The organism is Rhizobium zaerense, from assembly GCF_051810725.1.
GTDB lineage: Bacteria > Pseudomonadota > Alphaproteobacteria > Rhizobiales > Rhizobiaceae > Rhizobium > Rhizobium leguminosarum_I.
The window spans coordinates 379,901-399,209 of sequence record NZ_JBPWQY020000002.1; the positions used below are offsets into that span (position 1 = coordinate 379,901).

Consider the following 19,309-nt stretch of genomic DNA (forward strand, 5'->3'; position numbering starts at 1 on the left):
CCAGAATCGGCCTCATCCATGATCGATTGCAATCGCCAACAACAGGGCCAGACGACGCTATTCTCGAAGCGGGATAGCACTGCCGCGAAGTGATTTCGCCGTCCTAACGGCGTCATTTCGGAGCCTTGGTCATCCATCTCGAGTGCTCCAAGTTCGAGAACCTCCGACGCCGCGTTAGAAGCTGACGGCGCCGAGCCACCGCGACCGCCGTCGACGCCTATCGGAGCCCTTTTGAGTGGCGGTGAGCCGGGGAACAACTTGTCGCTCGGGAGGTTGGGCAGCCGTCTTTGATGGAGTACACCATGCCGAAATACTTTCTGCATGTCCGCAGGAACGATGTCTTCGAAGAAGATCTGGAGGGCATCGACCTGGCCTCACCCGAACAGGCACGCGAGGAAGCAACCGCCGCCGCCCGCGAAATCGTCGCGGAGCGGATCCGCATGGGCAATCCCGTCGACGGAGACGTGTTTGAGATCATGACGGAAGACGGCACGTTGGTCGCGACGGTTCCCTTCCGGTCGGCGGTTCAGTTGACCTAGCGCCTTGGGCGCAGGCGCTCAGAAGCCCATAATGTCAAAATCGCACAGAGCCTGAAGCTCCCGAACGATAGGAATATCATCTCCCGTTCGACGAGGGCGACGCCATGACAGAATTGCAGCAGAGGCAGGTGAGCAACAGGTTGTTGCGGCGATTTCCGGAGGCCGCCTTCGAGCTTCTCGAGCCGCTTTTCGAGCCCATCGAGCTTCCCGTCAACCATTCGCTGGTGCGAGCGCGCAAACCGATAGAACACGTCTGCTTTATCGAGAGCGGCCTCGCCTCGATGGTTGCGGAAAGCTCGGACGGCAGAAGCGTCGAGATCCGCCACATCGGACGCGAGGGCATCGCCGGATACCCGGTCGTCCTCGGCGTCGACCGCACGCCGAACAAGACTTTCATGCAGGTGCCGGGCCACGGGCTTCAAGTGGCGACCGAAGATTTTCTTCCGATCCTTGATCATCCACAGGTGCGGCAACTGTTGCTGCGCTATGTGCATACCTGCGAACTGCAGCTTGCCCACAGCGCGCTTGCGGCCGCAAAATTTAACGTGCATCAGCGGCTCGCGCGCTGGCTGCTCATGTGCCACGACCGCATCGATGGAAATCATCTGCCGCTGACGCACTAATTTCTGGCGCTGATGCTGGGCATCAGGCGGGCTGGCGTCACTAATGAGCTGCACATTCTCGAAGGCATGCACGCCATCAAATCGACGCGCGGCAACGTCCGCATCCTGGATCGCAACAAGCTGATCGAAATTGCAGGCGGGTGCTACGGCGTGCCGGAGCAGGAGTACCGGCGACTGATCGAGGAGACGGAACCGCAGATGGTTCTCCCGGTCGGGCGCCCAGGCAGACAGAATGGGTTCGTCGCGCTGTAGGCTGACGGCTTCTAGTGACGGGTTCTCGATACTTTTGGTTTCGTGCGCCGCGATCCGTTTCTCGATGTCGTGAACTCATCGGAGTTTGCCGGATCTGGACCGCTATTCCTGGGATGGCTTCGGCGAAGCAGCAAGCCGATTTGCTCGCAGAGTGCATGACACTCTGTCATGGCGCTCCTCATGTGCGCGATTCAAAATCATCGCCAGCAGCGACTTTGAAGGCCCTCCCCACCGGCGATGCCGTATCCTAGTCGATGAGACCGATACTTGCGGCGATCGACACCGCCTCGGCCAGCGAGCGTACGCCGAGCTTTTCCATGACCTGGTGGCGATGCACCTTCACCGTCCGCTCGGAGATGCCGAGTGCATAAGCGATCTGCTTGTTGAGACGGCCGCGAATGACGAGCTGGAACACTTCGGCCTCACGCGGACTGAGGCCCGCCACCAGGGCCTGCTGGGCTTGAAGACGGTCGTGTCCGGCCCGCTGTCTTTCGTATTGGATGAGCGCCCGATCGATCGCCTCCATCAATGTCGCCGCGGTCGACCCCTTCTCCAGAAAATCCTCGGCACCCGCCTTCATCGCCTCGACGCTTGCCCTTATGTCTCCTTCCCCCGTGAGGAACACGACCGGCAAGTGCGGCGCCAGCTCGCGCAGGCGGCGTTGTATCTGCAGGCCGGACTGGCCGGGCATTTGCAGGTCGAGGAGAACGCAACCCGGCTCGCAAGCGGAAAGCCGGGCGAGAAACTCGTCTCCGGATTCATAGACTTCGACCCTCAGACCATGTGCGGAAAGCAGCCTTGCGGTCGCCGTCCGATAGGATTTGTCGTCATCGACCATATGGATAACCGGTTTCATCTCGATCGCTCCTGTCGGCGGGCAAGCGGCAGGGCCACACGAAAGACCGCGCCGCCTTCCGGGCGGTTGTCGGCACGGATGGTGCCGCCATAGGTCTCGACAATGGCGCGGGCTATGATGGCCGTCGGGGAGTCGGAGGCTGCTGCCTTTTCGGCCGATCGCAGCACCCCTACAAGGATTCGACCATCGGTGAAGTACGGATCCCCGCCGCCGTTCCGACCATCTCTTGTCGCACCGACGCCTGCGCGCTCGTAGGTCATGGAGATCTGATCGGCGGCCTTGAGGTCGCCGATCACCAGTTCGCGCTCGGCGTCGAGATCGGGTCCAATATGGTGGGTGATCTGCCCGGTGTCGTGGCTGACGCCGACGCCACGGTCGAAGCTGGCGGAGCCCAACCACAGGGGCTGGCCGTCGGCGCCGACGGTCGCCGTTTGCCAGAGGCGTATGTGGTGGCGCTCGTCCGCGCTTCGTCCGACTGGTTTTTCGAAAGCCAGATCCTGCTTCCGGCCGTCGAAGAACAGCGGGCTGACGGGCGCATCGAGATCCGGCCGATCAAGCGCCACGCTCAGGCCGATTTCGACCGAGGAGAGCAATGTTATCCTGTCGGCCGGATCCCAGCCCGAGGCGGCGAAGGCCTTGATCACCTGCTGCTTCGGGCCAACGACGCCGACGTTGATCGGGTCGCCCGGAATGTCGTCGCCGGTCGTGGTGACCATCCGGCTGAGATCGGCAACAGTGCTCCGGTCGCGGAAGATCCAAAGCTCCGGCATCACCAGGTAGCAGATGAGCAGATACGCCACGAGGACGGCGGCAAGAACGCCCGCAGCCGACTTCCATCTGCCTCGACTGCTTCTCCCCTGTTCCATTGCGATGTGCCGCTCCCGACTTCAGTAGCAGGGCGGATACGGGTAGTAGCCGCAAGGGGGGTGATAGTAATATGGCGCGGAGGCCGCCGCGGCGCCGATGGCCGCGCCCGTCGCGACAGCGGCGCCGTAGCGGGCCGCAGGGTGCGCATACCAGCCGCCATGGAATCCGACCGCACCCACGCCGACCACGCCGACGCGCCCTATTCCGGCGCGCGCCACGAACATGTCGATGAACAGCGAAGCCGGACCGTTGGCCTTTGCGATGTCGCCCTCGAGAACCTGCACGTCAAAGGTCAGGGTGCCGCCGTCCAGCTTGGGCTTGGTCAGGACCACGACCGCGTCTTCAACAGCGGTGCCATCGCTGCTCAAGACGGAGATCGTCGCGTTCGGCGGGTCGACGGCGAAGCTATCCTTGCCCTCGTCCCACTCCTTGATGAACTCGGTCGTGAGAACATGTCCGGCCGATCGTACGGGACGGTCGGCGAACACGATGGAGTTCGGGGTAATTCCCGTCATCGTCAGTTTGCCGTCCACCAGCGTCGCCCCGCCGGAATTGAGGACGGCGAGCGACGGCACCATCTTCGTGGCCGTGGTCGCTCCAATAGTCTTGGCGGCGGGTGCGGTGATCGCGTCTTCGGCTTGCGCCGCTCCTGCGAACGACACGAGGCAGGCTACGGCGAGAGTGCCGATCCGAATATGGCGTTTCATGGAGAATTCTCCTGTTTGCTAGTTCACGAGACCGAGGTTCACGAGCTGGACGCGCCGATTGTCGGCGGCCTGCGGGTTCGCTGGATCCACGGGCCACTCCTCGCCGACGCCGATTGCGAACAGACGGTCCGAGGCGATGGCGAATGTTGTCGACAACGCCTCCGTAATTGCGTTCGCCCGCTTCTGACTGAGGTCCAGATTGTGCTTGGCGTCACCCGTCGAGCTCGTGTGTCCGACGACAAGGAACTTGTAGCGCCGCAGGTTCGGATGATGCAGGGCGTCGGCGATCAGGCCGACGGTGCGATAGGATTTCGGTTCGATGGCGACGGAGTCGTTCTCGAAGTCGATCTCGACGATGAGCTGCGACAGCTTCGAAAGTTTCTGCCAGTCGGGAAGCGCTACGGCGCCTTTGCCTGCGCTCGCCGCCGCTTCTTCCATAAGCAACGCGAGGTCGATGGCCGGAGCTCCGCCCTGCAATCTGTCGAGCGTGCGCACCACCTGTGGGCCGCTCAGTTCCTGGGCGAATGGGTGGCCGGGTGCCAGCAGCAGCCCGGCGGCAAACATCGTCGCAAGTCGATAACTCTTCATTGTCCTATGTCCCTTCAACATCGTTCACCGCCAGCCGGCGTCGGTGATCGCCTGGCCGCACTGGCCTTGGTTCACGCGTGTCGCGTTGTTCAGGCAGGAAAGAATATTGCCCTCGCCCACCACCCCACTGCAGAACTGCGCGACGTAATGCTTGCAGATCGCAGTGAACGACGATTGGGCGGCAAGGCGCTGCCCGATCGAGGTGGTGACGCTCGCCAGTGTCGAGGTGCAGGTCGGCGAGACTTTTGCGGCATGGGATTCGAGGCAGTTCTGGATGCGGCCGCTCCCGAGGTTCAGGCCCTTGCAGAACTTCTTGATGTCGGATCCGCAGTCGTTGGCGAGCGTGCTCACCGCGTCGGCAAAGCTGATGGTGTCGGCACGGGCCGCACCGCTGAGCGCCAGGAACGCGACCAACGCCCCTCCTAACAGTCTGGTTCTCGTCGACATGCTACCCCCGTCGTGAACGATTGATCGTCAGAGAAACTCTCCGCACGCATTTGGTGCGCTATCGGGGGTGAGAAGGGAAGTATGTTACGGTTACACGGACCGTACGAGACGGCGTTCAACGCGTCGCCGAAGCGATGGATTTGGAAGCTACTCGCCGCGGTCTGGCGGCCTATCCTCCACGGCCCTCCCGAAGCGATCCAGTTCGAGCGAGTAGCAGAATAGTCCGAACAGCGTCGCCGCGAAATACAGGCTCTTCACGAACGCCTGGGCGAGCGGCGGAAAGGCGTCGAGTTCCGGCAGATGCCTGAAGAAGATGGCCGAGAAGAGCGCACCGCCGAAGAAGAAACTCACCCGGCTGGCGAAGAAGAGCAGATGCGCCACGAAGACACTGTGAAACGGCGAGGTGACCGGCACCCATTTCAACCGTGTCCAGTAACAGCAATGGAGCAGTGCGGCGCTGGCAACAATCCCGACCTGGTCCGAGAGATCCAGCGCCTGCCGTTCACCGAGGTTTGTGACCAAGCCATGAAAGATAGGGAACACGATCCAGAACAGGATCAAGGCCGCTGCGGTCTGAGCGGCGAGGAGACCCACGTAGATCCATGGCTCCGACGGCCCTGATCTTGAATTCAAGCTCCGCCTCCTCGCAGTCCTGCTAATCGTTGCTACAGCGCATGCGCCAGAATGCTCAAACCGCCGTGGCTAATGCCGCCGGCGCACTCATGTACGGCGCAGTTCCGGCCAATACCGATCCGACATACCAGCCGGATCGGCGTTGGAGGTGAATCCAGCAGGAGGCCGGGCGCATATGGCGATCCCTTCACCAGGTATTCCAGCGTCACTCGACCGGTTCGAACTCGCCTGGCTTCCACGTCTTGTCGAACCATGACTCAAGCGGCCCATAGAGGCGAAGAAGGACGTTCCAACCTTTGCCGGGCACTGTCTGGACCCAATTGGCCTCATGGCCTTTCGGCGCGGTCGGACCGAACCAGACATCGACGGACGAGTCCGCGTTGATCACGATGTCCTTCTTGTCGCTGCCGATGCTGGGGAATTGCCGGTCCGTCTGCAACATCGAACGCGTCTGGTTGTCATACGCCACGAACGACCAGAATTCCTTTGCAGGAATGTTTGGCGGCATGTGAATCTTATAGGTCTTGCCGCCATCGAACGGCTTGCCGTCCTTGTCGGTCGTGGCGCCGGCATATTGCGAACCGATGCCGACGCGCTTTATCGCCATCGCCGGCGTGATGCCCGTCGCGTAGTAGTGAAACAGGACGCGCGCATCCAGATAGCGAACGCCGGGCTGCAGCAGAAACTCGTAGCTGCCACCGACAAAGCCGGTGAACCAGGCACTGTTCGGATAATAATAGGCGTCCTTCATGCGCGTCTTGAAGGTGATGGTGCGCGCCGTCGCATTGCCGACGGCCACCGCTTCGGTGAGGATCTTCTTCATACGCGCATCTGGCGCGAAGGGCTTGCCCTTTACGATGCCGATGGAGGCGAGCTGTCCCAGCACTTCCGGATGATAGGCTTCGTTCGGCTCATACTGGACGATGTCGTTCACTTCCTCGTAGAAATGAAAATTATTGGCATGGATCGTGTTGAACTCCTTGCCTGAGACGTTGACGATCTTCATCGGCGGCGGATTGCCGGCTTCCGAAAGCGGATAGACCTTGGCGAATTTCCTGGTGTTTTCGACGGCCGTCGTCGTGCTGCCGTTTTCGAGGAAGCCGCGCCAGAAGAACAGGTTCCCGTAGGTCGAGGACGGCAATACGTGATAACCCTCGGGGATCACGCCGTCGTAGCCCGGCGGCAAGAGCAAGTATTTTCCACCTTTGCCCTTGTCCGGGCCGGCATTGCCGACATCGCCGACATATTCGAACCAATGGTTGTCGATCATGCCCAGAATGTTGGGTGGCGTCTCGATGACCAGCGGACCGGCTTTGGTGTCCAGCCACATGAGATTGTAGATGCTTTCGGTGTTGCCTGTGAGGAACAGCGAATGCGAGTCCATGAGGTTTTCGAAGATCAGGATCGTCTGGTTGTTGTCGGCGCCCTGGCTGGCCAGTCCAACCCGCATCGCTTCGACGGATGCACCGGGCATCGCATTGAGAAAAGCATCCACGCCTCGCATGAAATCGAGATTGTCATAGACCTTCTCCGAAGTGGCGTCGTCCGGAAAGCCGTCGAAAAAATTCAGCTTGCCAATCCTGGTGTCGACGCTTTCCGGCGTGACGATCGAATCCGGTATCGGCGTGGCCATCTTCGTCTTCGGTGCTTCGGCGTACGCGGCCCCCCAGCCCATCAGCAGCACCGCGGCAGTAGTGTAAACCCGTCTCGTCGCGCGTTTCATTGCTCTCTCCTTGTCGACCGCCCCGTCGGTCGTTTGTCATGAGGTCGCCAATCTGTGTGCATTCGGCGGCGCGAAGGGAAGTATGTTACGGTTACACTGCCGTAGCTTGCGGCGGGCCGCAGCCGGACTCCGGCTAGAACTTCACCGCCAGTCGCGTGAAGACGCCGTGCTGGGTGGCGTCGTACTGGAAGCCGCCGTCCTCGTAGTCGGTGTAGAGCGCCTTGTAGCCGAGAGACGAAGCGAGAGTGTCCGTCCAGTTATAGCCGACCGTCGCGGTGCCCTGCAGCGTGATGTCCGAGGCGACGCCGAAGCCGCCGACATCGGCCATGACGTCCACGAACCATTTGCTGTTGACGTCATAATGCATGGTGAGCCCGACGATCGGATCGGCCCAGCTTTGCGAACCGCTGCGGTCGACCGCTGGGAAGAATACGGGATCGATCCCGAGTTCCACCTTGTTGTGCTGGTAGCGAAGTCCGCCCGTCGCGTAGAGCTGCATGTTAGCCACGTTGACCGGCAGCTCGTAGCCGACGAGGGCCGTCGCCACGATCTGCGTCTGTTCGAAGTCGGCCGTTCCGCCGAAGGGGCCGAAGTCGGCGTCGGTCGAAATCTTGGCCCACATGACATCCGCATAGAGAAGCCAGCTATCGCCTGCTGCTTGAAAGGATCCTGCGAACACCCCATCCAGATCCTCGAGCACGTCCATGGGCGAGACGTCGACCGCCGCCGCCGGTAGGCCGCGCACGCCGATGTCGCCATTCAAACCCGCCAGCCAGCCGTCGAACGTGACCTGGAACTTCCAGCCGCTGTCGACGACGCCCGGTCGGGGTTCCGCCATGTCGGCGGCGGCCGCGGGCGCCGCCGCCAGGGCCAGAGCCAACCCGCAATAGATGCTTTTCATTTCAATCATGCAGCAGTCCCCGATCTCCTATGGCTCCGGCGTTGGCCGGAAATGATCCGGGCGCAAGGGGTAGCCGGTCACGCCGGAAACACCCCGTATGTTACCGTATCCGTTGGTTCCCGCGGACTATTGGCGTGACCACTTCTGCGACTCGCAGACGACCTTCATCACACAGCCTTTGAGGGTGACAGTGTCGCCGGAGACGCTGATGGTGCCGTCATAGGTCTTCTTCGCGTCCGGATCGGTGATCTTGCCGGAATAGCTGCCGCCGTTGCCTTCGAACGCGCCGATCTTCTCGCCCGTATGTTTGCCGCTCTTCAGAGTGATGCAGAAACCGCTGCCGCACGGCTCGATCGCGGCGGTGTCGCCGAGCGTCGTCTTCCAGTTTCCGACGATCGGCTCGGCTGCGCTCGCCAGTCCGGTCGACATCAGCAGCGCTGTGACGGAGATCAGGATGGGTTTCACGGTAAGGTCCTCGCATGGCTGGCCCGCCACCGGGCCGATGACCGAATGGACCACACATGCGTCGCCGACCGCAAGAAACTCGCGGTGTGTTACTGTAACCTACATGGTGTCGGCCGGGTACTGTGCCATCTTCACGACGACTACGCGGATGTGCGGGAGCCTTCGCGTCGCCTGGGCGGGAGCGATGCAATGCAATATGACACGGAGTTCGCCAAGCGCAGGTTTCCCGAGCAGGCGCTGGAGATCGAAGCGCTTACCTCCCGCAATGAAAGCTTTCGGGAACTTTGCCACGACTTTTCCATCGCGGACCAGCTCGTGCGGGATTGGGAGTCGTCTACGGCTCCGGGGCGAGACGAACGTTACGCCGAGGCGCTCGAACTCAGGGATTGGCTCGGCAAGGAAATTCACACCATGTTGGATCTTGCCAAGGTCGTGCCATTCCCGGCCGCCAGATAAAAGCGCGATCTCCGCATCATCGGTACTTCGACGGCTACGGAAAAGGAACAACATGCCTCGACTGATGGCGACCATCTTGATCTTCGCGGTCGCCGTCATCGTGGCGGCTTTGACCGCCTGGGGCTCCTTGGCCCTCTGGTATCGCCTGTCCCTGCCTGATGGCGGGCGGGCAATCGGCGCTGGCGTCTTCCTCCTCTTCGGTCTTTTCTCTGCAGCGGCGCTTGCCAGCCGGCTGCGCGTCAAAGCACTCCTTTCGTTCGCGGTCGTCTTCGCGCTGGTTCTCTTCTGGTGGAACTCGATCAAGCCGGAAGCCAACGCCGCATGGGCGCCGGACGTCGCCCGGCAGGTGACGGGTCGTGTCGACGGAAATTCGCTGACCTTGAGCGATGTCCGGGACTTCGAGTGGCGAAGCAATTCCGACTTTACGGAGCGCTGGACGACACGAACCTACGATGTCAGCAAGGTGAGGACCGTCGACCTCTTCATGTCATACTGGGCGGGGCCGAAGATCGCGCATGTCATCTTCAGCTTCGGCTTCGAAGGCGGCGAACAGCTCGCCTGGTCGATCGAGGTCCGCCACAAGGTCGGCGGCGGCTTTTCTCCCCTTGCCGATCTCTTCAAGAACGACCCACTGGTGGTTGTTGCTGCGGACGAACGTGACGTCGTCGGCGTCCGCTCCAACGTGCGTGGCGAGGATGTCCAGATCTACCGGCTGAGAGCCAGTCCCGAACAGGCGCGGAACCTGCTGCTCGAGTATGTCGCCGAGGCCAACGCGCTCGCCCGGACGCCGCAGTTCTACAACTCGATTACGACGAACTGCACGACGACCGTCGCCAAGCTGATGCGGGTCGCAGGAGACAAGGTGCCGTTCGATTGGCGGCTGATCGTCAACGGTTATCTTCCTAACTACGCCTATGACCGGGGAGCCATCGACACGTCGTTGCCGCTGGCCCGCCTGCGGGAGATTGCCAAGATCGACGTGCGGGCGCGGGCAGATGGATTGTCGCCCGACTTCTCGAAGGCAATCCGTCTCGGCGTACCATTCCCGGTGGTCGTCGCCAGGCCGTAACGTACAGTAACATACGAGGGGAAACGCGGTGATTGAGGCATGGTCCGCCCTGTCAGGAATCCATCGGCGAAGCTTCGCCCATGCCCTTAACCAGGACCGAACTCATGAACCTCATCAAGCACATTCAGAACCTCGCGACGGCTGCGGCCATCCTGATGATGGTGGCCGCGCCAGCGCTCGCTCCGACCTCGGCCGAGGCCCGCAGTGCGGCGGTCGGCTGCGGAGCGAGAGGATGTGCGGCCGTTGGTAATCGTGGCGCCGTCGTCGTCCCTCGTGCGCCCGTCAGGCGCGGCGTCGTCGTCGTGAATCCTCGCCGCTATTGGCCCGCCGGGGTGCGATCGCGGCTGGAGCCGCCATCGGCTTCATCGCGGGTGCCGCGGCGGCCTCGGTCGCCGGGACGCCACCGAAGTCCGGCATGTGCTGGTACTATACCGATAGCACCAAGAAGACAGGCTTCTGGGATGTTTGTCCACGATAACGCGTAATGATCGGTCAGAGCATCGAGCACGTCGATCGATTTAAACAGACAGCGGTGACGCAGCCGGAATGGCGATGGGGGACTTGAGCTTGTTTGGTTCGTTGACTGCTGGTCTTCTCCAGCGACTTCTTCCATGTCTCGCGCTGGTCGTGATCGCGGGTTGCGGCGGACATCCGAAGGACGTGCTCTCCCCCGTTGCGGACACGGTGCCGGATACCAGTCGCGTCGACATGCTGGTCGCGACCACGCGCGCCCGGTCGACTGTTCCGGGCGAGATGTTCACGGGAGAGCGCGCCCGGACGCCGTCCTTCGCGCAGATGAGAGTTTCACTGCCCAAGGTCCGCAAGGAGGGCGACGTCGCCTGGCCCAAGAAGCTGCCTTCGAATCCGGAGACCGACTTCGCCACGCTGAAGGCCGACGAGCTCAGTCTCGAGGGGGCGAAAGGCTGGCTGAACGCCTCGGTCAAAAGGAACCGCGACCACAGCGTCCTGGTCTTCATCCACGGCTTCAACAATCGCTTCGAGGACAGCGTCTACCGCTTCGCTCAGATCGTCCACGATTCCAACGTCCGCAGCACGCCGGTCCTCGTGACCTGGCCGTCGCGCGGCAGCCTGCTCGCCTACGGTTACGACCGCGAGAGCACCAACTACACGCGCAACGCGATCGAGACGCTGTTCCAGTATCTCTCCAAAGACGGGAGCGTGAAGGAAGTCAACGTGCTCGCCCACTCGATGGGCAACTGGCTGGCGCTGGAAGCGCTCCGGCAGATGGCGATCCGCAACGGCGGTCTTCCGGCGAAGTTCAAGAACGTCATGCTCGCCGCTCCGGACGTCGACGTGGACGTCTTCCGGTCGCAGATCGAGGATATGGGCGACCCCCATCCGCAGTTCACGCTCTTCGTCTCGCGCGACGACAAGGCGCTCGCCTTCTCGCGGCGGGTCTGGGGGAACATCCCGCGGCTCGGTTCGATCGATCCAGAAACCGCGCCGTACAAGAGCGAACTCGCCGACTACAAGGTGTCCGTGATTGATCTGACCAAGATCAAGGTCAGCGACGACCTCAATCACAGCAAGTTCGCGGAATCGCCTGAAGTCGTCCAACTCATCGGTCAGCGGCTGTCTGAAGGGCAGACGCTGACCGACAGCCGGGTCGGCCTTGGCGACACCATCCTTGCGGGGACGACGAACGTCGCGGCGGCGGCCGGAAGCGCCGCGGGCCTCGTACTGACCGCGCCCGTCGCGGTGGTCGACGCCGATACTCGCAGCAACTACGCCAATCATGTCGGCGGTCTGACCGGACTAGACGGCGGAACGCAGAAGATCGCAGTCAAGAACTGCGCGGCGACGCCGGCCGACCACGCGTGCCGGAAGCAGCGATAGCAGTTGAAACTTCTTTCAGGTAGACGAAACGCTCTCCGGGGGTTAGGTTGCATCAGGGGATTTCAATACAAGCTGTAACTGTCGCGCATCCGTGTGACGGGGTGGAGGATGCAATGCACACCTCGGTGCCTACGCGTGACGACCGGGCCGAGCGCCCCTGTCCGACTCATGAGGAGGTCAGGGCGCAACTTGAACGGATTCTGTCGAGCGGCGAGTTTCCCAGCGCCGGACGTGGCGCTGCCTTCCTGAAATATGTCACCGAGGAGACGCTTGCAGGCCGGGCACAGCGTCTCAAGGCGTATTCGATCGCCATCGAGGTGTTCAACCGAAGTGCAGGCTTCTCTCAGGAGGATCCGGTCGTCCGGATCGAGGCCGGACGTCTTCGCCGGGTCATCGAACGCTACTATCTCGTTGCAGGCCAGCGCGATCCAATCCGTATCGACATCCCCAAGGGCGGTTATGTGCCAACCTTTAAGTGGAACCATGCGCCAACAGAAGCGGCCGGGGATGCGCTGAACGAAGACGTCGTCGAGAACCGGACCTTCGCGGGACGGCGTCTCGCTTGGCCCATGCTGGCCGCGCTCGTGGTGTTCGTCTGTGCGGGACTTGGCTACTACGCGGGCGTTCTGACGGGGCCGGCCACCGATCGTTCCGGGGGGCGAATTCCGGGCGAGCCGACCCTTGTGATCGCGCCCTTCGCGGACCTCGGCGATGGCTCGCAAGCTGCACGCTATGCAGCCGGGCTGACCGAGGAGCTTCTAACCGCCCTGCCCCGCTTCAAGGAGATCACCGTCCTCGGCCGCGAGACATCGAAGGCACTGCCTCCCGGCGTCGAGGCGTCGCAGGTGCGCGAGGGACTTGGCGCTCGTTATCTGGTCGCAGGCGGGGTCCGCGTCGCGGGCGACAAGATCCGTGTGACCGTGCGCCTCGTCGACACCTCCGACGGTTCCATTTTGTGGTCGCAGGACTACGACGAGAACCTGAACGCGCATGAGCTCTTCTTCATTCAGACGGATGTGGCGAACAAGGTGGCGACGGCGATCGCCCAGCCTTACGGCATCATCGCGAAATCGTTGGCGGCCAACCCGCCGCCGGACGATGTCGGCGTCTATGACTGCACGCTGCGCTTCTACGCCTACCGCGAGGAGCTGAATCCGGAAACGCATCTGATCGCGCGCGACTGTCTTCAGAACGCTGTTGCGCGTTTCCCCGCCTACGCGACCGCTTGGTCGATGCTCTCGTTCATCCATCTCGACGAGGGCCGGTTCGATTTCAATCCGCAGAGCGACAAGGGACCCGCGATGGAGCGCGCGCTGGGTTCGGCGCGGCGGGCGGTCTTGCTCGAACCCGACAACACGCGCGCCCTGCAGGCGCTGATGACGGCTCTATTCTTCAACAACGAGATGAAAGAGGCGTTCGAGGTCGGCGAAGCGGCGCTCTCCGCCAACTCGAACGACACCGAGTTCCTCGGGGAGCTCGGAACGCGAGTCGCGTTCTCCGGGCAATGGAAACGCGGCGCGGAACTGCTGGATCGTGCGATCGAACTCAATCCGGGCGGAGCCGGATATTACTTTGGGACGCGCGCCCTGATCGCCTGCATGCTCGACGATCATGAGATGGCGGTGCGGCTGATCCGTAAAGCCGACCTGCAGAAATTTCCGCTCTTCCATGGCGTTGCGGCCGTCATCTACTCCGAGGCGGGGCTGTTGGCGGAGGCGAAGCGCGAGGGCGAGGTGTTCATCAAAATGCGCCCCGACTATCTGCCCAACATCGTGGCCGAGAACCGGAAGAGAAACCTGCCGCCGAAGGACAGCCTGCGCATCATCGCAGCGCTTCGACGGGCTGGACTGCCAGTGCCCAGCTCCACGGATGTCGAAGCCGAGTTCAGGGTCTCCAACGCCTCATACGCCCCGTGAAGGCTGTACGCTACTGTAACATACGTTTCTTCTTCCGGCCCGTTCCGTCATCTTCCGACGCATGAGGTGACCTCAGCCTGGCTCGCCGCCAGCCTGCGGATCAGACGGAGAATAGTGCAGTGAAGGAGGACGCGGACGGCTCGCTGGCGCTCTACCTTCAAAAGGACAGCCCCGGCGCGGACAAGGAAGCCAACTAGCTTCCCTGCCGCCGAACGGTCGGCAGAAGAGCTGCTCAGGGCGTCCTAATCCACCACGCGACGAATTCTTCGACTTTCTTGCTCACCGTCGCGAGGCTCCAGGCATATATTCCTCCGCCATTCGCTTACAAAATTAGATCACTGCAGACGGTTTATGGTCTGCTTGTTCTTGAGACCATCGTGGCTGTGCGAAAGATCGAGCGTCGGCGTCGGCTGCACCTTGACGAAATCCTGCACCTGCCGGCCGGGCCCGCCTTTTGCGATCGTGGTCCCGCCGTCGACGAACCAGAGCGCGCCGGTCACATAACTTGCCTCGTTGGAGGCCAGGAATGCATAGACATTGGCGATCTCTTCGGGTGTGCCGCGACGGCCGAGAACCGTTCCGGCGAGTGTCATCTCCTCCATCTGCTCGTCCATCGGCCCCGTTTCCTTGTGGGTCCAAGCCGTATCGATTGGTCCGGGGCAGACGCAATTGGCTCGGACACCGTATTTACCCTGCTCGAAGGCAACGCCACGCATGAAGGCATGAACGAATGCTTTTGTGCCGCCATAAGGCGCATTGTTCGGCTCACCGACTTCGCCAGCCTCAGAGCCGGCCGACAAGACCACGCCGCGACTTTTCTGCAGGTGGGGAAGCGCGAATTTCGTCATCAGGAAAACGGAGCGGATATTGTTGGCGACCGTCAGGTCGAAATTCTGGATAGAATAGTCCTGGCATTCCGCGACCTCGAGGAACATACCGGCATTGTTGACGAGGATGTCGAGCTTTCCATATTGCCGCACCGCCTGCTCGACGCAGGATCGGGCATGAGCCTCCTCGGAGAGATCGCCGGTACAAGCGACCGCCTCGCCATTGTGCCGCGAAACGGCAGAAACGACGTCTTCAACCGGATCGTTCGGCAGCCCGGCAAGAACGAGTCTTGCACCTTCGCTTGCGAATTTATGGGCGATCGCCTCTCCAATGCCCGCACCTGCACCGGTGATGATTGCAACCTTACCTTCAAGTCTTTCAGCCATGATCAGATCTCCTTGTGAAACTCTCGTCGAACCTCTGGGTCCTATCGATGTTCCCCAGAAAATTCGAACGTTCATGTCTTCGCGCAACTTGTGGACCTCATCATCCACCTGGAACGGCTACGGATGGTGCAATGATGCTGTGAGCACCAGTCCCGCACCGTATCGATGACACATCAACATCCCGCTCCATTGAGTTCTCGCGCAGAGCGACGACAGGACCGCTCGGGGCACTTCTCCACCGAGCTGTTCGAACGCTACCAGCGCTCGGAGCGGGCGCTGGTCGCCACGCCGGCCGAGATGTATGTGCAGGGGGCGTCGACGCGCAAGGTCAAGGCGATCACCGAAGAACTGTGTGGGCATGCGTTCTCGGCCTCATCGATCTCGGCGATCAACAAGCGGCTCGATGAAAGCCTGAAGGCCTTTGCCTGCCGCCCGCTTCAAGAGCCCTTTCCCTACCTCATCCTCGATGCCCGTTATGAGAAGGTCAGAGAGGCCGGCGTCGTCAGGAGCCAGGCGGTGTTGATCGCCGTCGGCATTGATTGGGATGGCCGGCGGCAAATCCTTTCCGTCGAGATGGCCAGCCGCGAGAGCCGCTCGGCCCCGTAGGAGTTCCTGTTGGGATTGAACCGGCGACCCGTCATTAGGCGCTATCAACTCTCCGCCGCCGTCTGAACCAGCTATTTGGCCGTGTGCGGATATCAGCTCCCAGTACCGTGAGATCAGTGGTTCGAGATATTCCGTCCCGTCTCGCGCTCAGCAAGATTCCGAGCCGCAAGTCCCCCCGATGCAGCAGCATCGGCAAGAAAACCTGAGCTGAACCTTGGGTCTGCGGTAATTTCTGGACCGGCCCAATCGGGCAGAACAAGCGGGTAGTCCTCGTCGGGTAGTTCAACATCTGCTGTGACCAAGCCAGAAAGTAAACCCAGATATTCATCCACCTGCCATATGAGACCGCAGACGTCGACTTCGTTCCGAATCTTTTCCAGCGCTGGGCCGCTGCTGAATTCTTTGACTATCGCTCGCGCGTCCTCGTCCGCCAAAGGAATATGATACTCGCTGCGCTTCAGGCCGCGTCTGGCCCCTTTGATCGTCAGCATCGGCTGTTCACCGCAGAAGCGAATCCTCGCCTTGCCGTTGTCGAAACGCGCGATCAGATGATCGGCGATTTCGAAACGAGAGCCGACATTAGCCCGCCAGCCTTCATCGACGACCAGAAATTTTCGCTCGATCTCGGATGCCATTTACGCTGAACCCTTTCTCACTTCTGACGAAACATTCGAGGGGTTTCGAGGTTCCAATCCAACAGGGACGACAAGCAGCATCCGCCATCGGAACCAAGAGCGCGCGCGCATGTTAAGCCCCACTAAAGGAGGTTTGAGTTATGGCGAAGAAAAACAGGATTCCCAGGAAGGTCGCAGGTTACAAAATTCCGAAAACAATCCGGAAGTCGCCGATGCTGAAAGCATTGCTGTCTAGCGATATCGGTCGCGGCGTATTGGCAAATGCCCTGACGGCGGCGGCTGGTGCCGGAGCAGCCGTACTGCTCGGCGAACCCGGCGAGGTCGCCAGCGCGGCGGGCAAAGGAGCGAGCAAAGGCAAGCGAGCAGTCGGTATTGCCGGTTCTGCGATAAGCGAAGCGACGGATGCTGCAATGGATGTCATCAGGGACAATGCTCGCGACCACCTGCCAAAGAAAGCACGGGAGGACGACCGTAGCCGCCCTCGCCGGGGCGCGACGCATTGACGCTCGCGCCCATTCTCGATTCGGTTTCGGATGCAAGCTTCCTCGAAAACTACGCGACGCGTAAATTTGCGCGTAGCGGTTTCGAGAAGGTCGCGGTCGCCGCCTTGGCCCGCATGGTGGTGTTGTTAATCAAAAAGCATCCAATCGTAGCCGCAGAACTTCTGCTCGCGGGCACCGGTCGAGCGGGACTGGTCGGATGGAGAGAGCTGAGTTCTCAGCTACAGGCGCATTCCAGGCTCGAAAGCAGACAAGTTCGGCATTCGGTTCCACTGATCACCCGCGGGAGGTGAAGGCGGGCCGGCCCAGCGGCATTGGTCTTCGGAAGCCGCTCTCCCAGCCCACCTCACCTGCCCGATCGCACGAGCAATCGTGCGATATCGGTGATGACGTCGAGCCAGGCTGCCGGCTGACCGCGACCATCACCGACGGCGACGGCGATCACGCCGCAGCCACTGGCGTCACCAATGAGCTGCATATTCTCGAAGGCATGCACGCCATCAAATCCAACCGCGGCGACGTCCGCATCCTGGATCGCGACAAGCTGATCAAAATTGCAGGCGGCTGCTATGGCGTGCCGGAGCAGGAATACGAGCGGCTGATCGAGCGGCCGGAGCCGGCTGATCCCGCCGGGCGCCTAAACGGACATCACGCCATCGTCGCGCGGTAGCCCGAAAGCTTCGTCGTCTTGCGCGATCACTATAGTTCCGCGTTGTCGTTGAACGGCAGGCCGCGCGTCCTCCATTCGTCCCTTAGAATATCTTCCAGGTCCTCGACCGTGAACTCGTTGAAATTCGCCCAGAGCTGGAGGGCGAGCGACTTCAAATTCGACGTTGTCTCCGGGTCGGCCTCGGCCGCCGCGGCAAGCAGATAGATCTCGTCGCGGAGTGCATCTCTCTCTGTCATGTCGTCCTCATGGCTCTGCCGACGCCTCCTTGTGCTGGCAAGCAGCGATCATGATAATTCCAAAGGGCCTCGGAGAGTTCCGATGAGGCTGCAGATTTCAGATGCGCGATCCTGCGCTAGCCACTCGTCGGCCACCTTCCGGCAGTGAAGGGTTCCTGCCGAGGCGTAGCGAGCGATGTACAACGTGATGAGGAGAACGTTCAGAAAACGCCTCGGAGGGTGTCAAGCCAGCCCCTAACTGAAATGTGGAATCTAAGAAGATTTGACGCCGAATACGAAGAATAGCATTAGCGCTTGGCCACGATGCCCAAGCTGAGAACCCACATCTCGCGATAGCAGAAGTCGGGGTCGGAAATCAGGGCGCTCTGGCTCTTCGCCGATCGCCTTCCATTGGTGATGGTCCGCTTCCGTCAAGTCGCACGTTTGGGCAAGTCCAGACAAGAATTCCAGATTGTTTCGGATGTATTCGCGTTCCACCGGCCTGAGTGGCTGACGGCGCTCTGCCAGCGTTGTAATGGCAGAGACGTTCTCCAGGCCCGCTGCGCGAAACCAGGATGACACGCGCGTTCCTCTCATCGCGCCGGACATCTGTACATCGTCGGAGAGCGCATCGAGCAGACGCCACATCAGTTTGGAATCCTGCGGCTGATACTGCCAAACCGAGATATCAACCTCCTTCACAGCAATAAGTCCGCCTGGTTTTACAACGCGGCAGAACTCCCCGATCGCTTGGGTGAGCTCCTCATCGCTCAGGTACTGGATGACGTTCGCGCTCCAAACTGCATCGAACGTGGCCGCTTCATACGGCAGCGCGAGGATGTCACCGGTTCGCACGCTTATCGGACAGGCAGGCTGCTGGCTTGCAATCAAGCGTTCGATCGCCTCAACATTTTCCTGCGCCAGATCTAGAGCGTCGATATGGCCCTCGACGCTCAGCAATTCCGCCATTAGAGGCAGGAAGACCCCGTTCCCCGCACCCGCGTCAAGCACTGACCAGCCAGGTCGGATGCCGGCGGCACGGAGAGTGGCATCATACTCGTCCTTCAGCGCCAGGTAGTGAACGTCGAGGTGGCCTCCGGCACTGAGCTTGTGACCGATCGATGTGACCTGTTGTGAATTCGAATTATCGCTCATCTGCCTGGCCGGTCCGAGTTCGCAACAATGAATTTAAAAGAACGTGGCTTTGTGGCGCAGGTCAGTCCGCCTTCGCGTCTGCTCGAATTGCAAGTCGGTTCGCGCGCGCCATCCTATAGTAGGAATACCGATTAGCCAGAACTGTCAACTGCCGCTTGGGCCCATAATCAAAGAGTTCCTCGCATGAGTTCGTATGCGCGCTCGCGAGGAGTAGTATGGCACTTGCTCCATCTTGTCGCATTATTAGTGCTCAACCGTCGCAGAGTGTCCGTTCGACAGCGTGTATCTCACTCCTATTGCGACGCCACTTCACGCCTCCAGGTCACCACAGCGAACATAATGGCATTCTGTTGAGGCATATTCAGAGGTGCACCCGTGAGCGTCAGGCTGTCGCCAGATAGATCGCAGTATCTGA

19 protein-coding genes and 4 pseudogenes are annotated in these 19,309 nt (G+C 61.1%); 10 read left to right on the top strand and 13 right to left on the bottom strand.

What is annotated here, in order from left to right; genetic code table 11:
• The first annotated feature begins 302 nt into the window (after positions 1-302).
• The gene (locus ACS4RR_RS26185) at positions 303-539 is read left to right on the top strand and encodes a DUF6894 family protein (protein WP_456190240.1); all 237 of its coding nucleotides are present in this window, start codon (positions 303-305) and stop codon (positions 537-539) included.
• 104 nt (positions 540-643) lie between these two features.
• A pseudogene (locus ACS4RR_RS26190) lies at positions 644-1,414 on the top strand (Crp/Fnr family transcriptional regulator).
• Positions 1,415-1,661: 247 nt separating this feature from the next.
• Here ACS4RR_RS26190 and ACS4RR_RS26195 read toward each other — a convergent pair.
• From ACS4RR_RS26195 to ACS4RR_RS26235, 9 genes are all read right to left on the bottom strand, one after another.
• Entirely contained in the window at positions 1,662-2,270 is a 609-nt protein-coding gene (locus ACS4RR_RS26195; protein WP_456190241.1) for a response regulator transcription factor, read from the bottom strand.
• A complete protein-coding gene (locus ACS4RR_RS26200) occupies positions 2,267-3,136 on the bottom strand; it encodes an LssY C-terminal domain-containing protein (protein ID WP_456190242.1) in 870 nt (289 codons plus the stop codon). Before ACS4RR_RS26200 ends, ACS4RR_RS26195 begins: the two co-directional genes overlap by 4 nt.
• Positions 3,137-3,157: 21 nt before the next feature.
• The gene (locus ACS4RR_RS26205) at positions 3,158-3,844 is read right to left on the bottom strand and encodes a hypothetical protein (protein ID WP_456190243.1); all 687 of its coding nucleotides are present in this window, start codon (positions 3,842-3,844) and stop codon (positions 3,158-3,160) included.
• An 18-nt stretch (positions 3,845-3,862) separates the two neighbouring features.
• Positions 3,863-4,432: an OmpA family protein gene (locus tag ACS4RR_RS26210; RefSeq protein WP_456190244.1), complete on the bottom strand. Its 570-nt coding sequence runs from the start codon at positions 4,430-4,432 to the stop codon at positions 3,863-3,865.
• Positions 4,433-4,456: 24 nt separating this feature from the next.
• Complete coding sequence (locus ACS4RR_RS26215) at positions 4,457-4,879, bottom strand: cysteine rich repeat-containing protein (protein ID WP_456190245.1); 423 nt, start codon at positions 4,877-4,879, stop codon at positions 4,457-4,459.
• Positions 4,880-5,026: 147 nt separating this feature from the next.
• Complete coding sequence (locus tag ACS4RR_RS26220) at positions 5,027-5,512, bottom strand: hypothetical protein (protein WP_456190246.1); 486 nt, start codon at positions 5,510-5,512, stop codon at positions 5,027-5,029.
• A 205-nt stretch (positions 5,513-5,717) separates the two neighbouring features.
• Entirely contained in the window at positions 5,718-7,235 is a 1,518-nt protein-coding gene (locus ACS4RR_RS26225) for a DUF1254 domain-containing protein (RefSeq protein WP_456190247.1), read from the bottom strand.
• Positions 7,236-7,368: 133 nt separating this feature from the next.
• Positions 7,369-8,145: a hypothetical protein gene (locus ACS4RR_RS26230; protein WP_456190248.1), complete on the bottom strand. Its 777-nt coding sequence runs from the start codon at positions 8,143-8,145 to the stop codon at positions 7,369-7,371.
• Between the two features lie 117 nt (positions 8,146-8,262).
• A complete protein-coding gene (locus ACS4RR_RS26235) occupies positions 8,263-8,565 on the bottom strand; it encodes a DUF2147 domain-containing protein (RefSeq protein ID WP_456190370.1) in 303 nt (100 codons plus the stop codon).
• Positions 8,566-8,790: 225 nt separating this feature from the next.
• Between ACS4RR_RS26235 and ACS4RR_RS26240 the strand changes: the two genes are divergently transcribed.
• From ACS4RR_RS26240 to ACS4RR_RS26260, 5 genes and pseudogenes are all read left to right on the top strand, one after another.
• Positions 8,791-9,057 carry a hypothetical protein gene (locus tag ACS4RR_RS26240; protein WP_456190249.1) on the top strand — a complete coding sequence of 89 codons (267 nt, stop codon included), beginning with the start codon at positions 8,791-8,793 and terminating at the stop codon, positions 9,055-9,057.
• Positions 9,058-9,109: 52 nt separating this feature from the next.
• On the top strand, positions 9,110-10,126 hold the full coding sequence (locus tag ACS4RR_RS26245) for an Lnb N-terminal periplasmic domain-containing protein (RefSeq protein WP_456190250.1): 1,017 nt from the start codon (positions 9,110-9,112) through the stop codon (positions 10,124-10,126).
• Positions 10,127-10,230: 104 nt separating this feature from the next.
• Positions 10,231-10,604 (top strand): annotated as a pseudogene (locus ACS4RR_RS26250) (hypothetical protein).
• Positions 10,605-10,678: 74 nt separating this feature from the next.
• Positions 10,679-11,983 (top strand): alpha/beta hydrolase, encoded by a 1,305-nt coding sequence (locus tag ACS4RR_RS26255; RefSeq protein WP_456190371.1) that lies wholly within the window; start codon positions 10,679-10,681, stop codon positions 11,981-11,983.
• 113 nt (positions 11,984-12,096) lie between these two features.
• Positions 12,097-13,899 carry an adenylate cyclase gene (locus ACS4RR_RS26260; RefSeq protein ID WP_456190251.1) on the top strand — a complete coding sequence of 601 codons (1,803 nt, stop codon included), beginning with the start codon at positions 12,097-12,099 and terminating at the stop codon, positions 13,897-13,899.
• 335 nt (positions 13,900-14,234) lie between these two features.
• On the opposite strand, the gene ACS4RR_RS26265 is transcribed toward ACS4RR_RS26260, so the two are convergent.
• On the bottom strand, positions 14,235-15,113 hold the full coding sequence (locus ACS4RR_RS26265; protein ID WP_456190252.1) for an SDR family NAD(P)-dependent oxidoreductase: 879 nt from the start codon (positions 15,111-15,113) through the stop codon (positions 14,235-14,237).
• Between the two features lie 213 nt (positions 15,114-15,326).
• On the opposite strand from ACS4RR_RS26265, the pseudogene ACS4RR_RS26270 reads away from it, so the two are divergent.
• A pseudogene (locus tag ACS4RR_RS26270) lies at positions 15,327-15,713 on the top strand (transposase); the annotation flags it as partial.
• A gap of 119 nt (positions 15,714-15,832) precedes the next feature.
• On the opposite strand, the gene ACS4RR_RS26275 reads toward ACS4RR_RS26270, so the two are convergent.
• The gene (locus ACS4RR_RS26275; protein WP_456190253.1) at positions 15,833-16,354 is read right to left on the bottom strand and encodes a CYTH domain-containing protein; all 522 of its coding nucleotides are present in this window, start codon (positions 16,352-16,354) and stop codon (positions 15,833-15,835) included.
• Positions 16,355-16,494: 140 nt separating this feature from the next.
• Between ACS4RR_RS26275 and ACS4RR_RS26280 the strand changes: the two genes are divergently transcribed.
• Together ACS4RR_RS26280 and ACS4RR_RS26285 are read left to right on the top strand one after the other, a co-directional pair.
• On the top strand, positions 16,495-16,857 hold the full coding sequence (locus tag ACS4RR_RS26280; protein WP_456190254.1) for a hypothetical protein: 363 nt from the start codon (positions 16,495-16,497) through the stop codon (positions 16,855-16,857).
• A gap of 454 nt (positions 16,858-17,311) precedes the next feature.
• Positions 17,312-17,524: pseudogene (locus tag ACS4RR_RS26285) on the top strand (Crp/Fnr family transcriptional regulator); the annotation flags it as partial.
• Between the two features lie 29 nt (positions 17,525-17,553).
• Here the strand turns inward: ACS4RR_RS26285 and ACS4RR_RS26290 are convergent.
• Both ACS4RR_RS26290 and ACS4RR_RS26295 read right to left on the bottom strand, forming a co-directional pair.
• The gene (locus ACS4RR_RS26290; RefSeq protein WP_456190255.1) at positions 17,554-17,760 is read right to left on the bottom strand and encodes a hypothetical protein; all 207 of its coding nucleotides are present in this window, start codon (positions 17,758-17,760) and stop codon (positions 17,554-17,556) included.
• Positions 17,761-18,012: 252 nt separating this feature from the next.
• A complete protein-coding gene (locus tag ACS4RR_RS26295; protein WP_456190256.1) occupies positions 18,013-18,894 on the bottom strand; it encodes a class I SAM-dependent methyltransferase in 882 nt (293 codons plus the stop codon).
• Positions 18,895-19,309 lie beyond the last annotated feature (415 nt).

What these genes read in the sequence shown, in the direction of transcription:
- ACS4RR_RS26225 (WP_456190247.1), bottom strand. Translation starts at nt 7,235, where the DNA reads ATGAAACGCGCGACGAGACGGGTTTACACTACTGCCGCGGTGCTGCTG.
- ACS4RR_RS26255 (WP_456190371.1), top strand. Translation starts at nt 10,679, where the DNA reads ATGGGGGACTTGAGCTTGTTTGGTTCGTTGACTGCTGGTCTTCTCCAG.
- ACS4RR_RS26260 (WP_456190251.1), top strand. Translation starts at nt 12,097, where the DNA reads ATGCACACCTCGGTGCCTACGCGTGACGACCGGGCCGAGCGCCCCTGT.
- ACS4RR_RS26265 (WP_456190252.1), bottom strand. Translation starts at nt 15,113, where the DNA reads ATGGCTGAAAGACTTGAAGGTAAGGTTGCAATCATCACCGGTGCAGGT.
- ACS4RR_RS26185 (WP_456190240.1), top strand. Translation starts at nt 303, where the DNA reads ATGCCGAAATACTTTCTGCATGTCCGCAGGAACGATGTCTTCGAAGAA.
- ACS4RR_RS26205 (WP_456190243.1), bottom strand. Translation starts at nt 3,844, where the DNA reads ATGAAACGCCATATTCGGATCGGCACTCTCGCCGTAGCCTGCCTCGTG.
- ACS4RR_RS26215 (WP_456190245.1), bottom strand. Translation starts at nt 4,879, where the DNA reads ATGTCGACGAGAACCAGACTGTTAGGAGGGGCGTTGGTCGCGTTCCTG.
- ACS4RR_RS26235 (WP_456190370.1), bottom strand. Translation starts at nt 8,565, where the DNA reads ATGTCGACCGGACTGGCGAGCGCAGCCGAGCCGATCGTCGGAAACTGG.
- ACS4RR_RS26295 (WP_456190256.1), bottom strand. Translation starts at nt 18,894, where the DNA reads ATGAGCGATAATTCGAATTCACAACAGGTCACATCGATCGGTCACAAG.
- ACS4RR_RS26200 (WP_456190242.1), bottom strand. Translation starts at nt 3,136, where the DNA reads ATGGAACAGGGGAGAAGCAGTCGAGGCAGATGGAAGTCGGCTGCGGGC.
- ACS4RR_RS26290 (WP_456190255.1), bottom strand. Translation starts at nt 17,760, where the DNA reads ATGACAGAGAGAGATGCACTCCGCGACGAGATCTATCTGCTTGCCGCG.
- ACS4RR_RS26210 (WP_456190244.1), bottom strand. Translation starts at nt 4,432, where the DNA reads ATGAAGAGTTATCGACTTGCGACGATGTTTGCCGCCGGGCTGCTGCTG.
- ACS4RR_RS26275 (WP_456190253.1), bottom strand. Translation starts at nt 16,354, where the DNA reads ATGGCATCCGAGATCGAGCGAAAATTTCTGGTCGTCGATGAAGGCTGG.
- ACS4RR_RS26280 (WP_456190254.1), top strand. Translation starts at nt 16,495, where the DNA reads ATGGCGAAGAAAAACAGGATTCCCAGGAAGGTCGCAGGTTACAAAATT.
- ACS4RR_RS26245 (WP_456190250.1), top strand. Translation starts at nt 9,110, where the DNA reads ATGCCTCGACTGATGGCGACCATCTTGATCTTCGCGGTCGCCGTCATC.
- ACS4RR_RS26230 (WP_456190248.1), bottom strand. Translation starts at nt 8,145, where the DNA reads ATGATTGAAATGAAAAGCATCTATTGCGGGTTGGCTCTGGCCCTGGCG.
- ACS4RR_RS26240 (WP_456190249.1), top strand. Translation starts at nt 8,791, where the DNA reads ATGCAATATGACACGGAGTTCGCCAAGCGCAGGTTTCCCGAGCAGGCG.
- ACS4RR_RS26195 (WP_456190241.1), bottom strand. Translation starts at nt 2,270, where the DNA reads ATGAAACCGGTTATCCATATGGTCGATGACGACAAATCCTATCGGACG.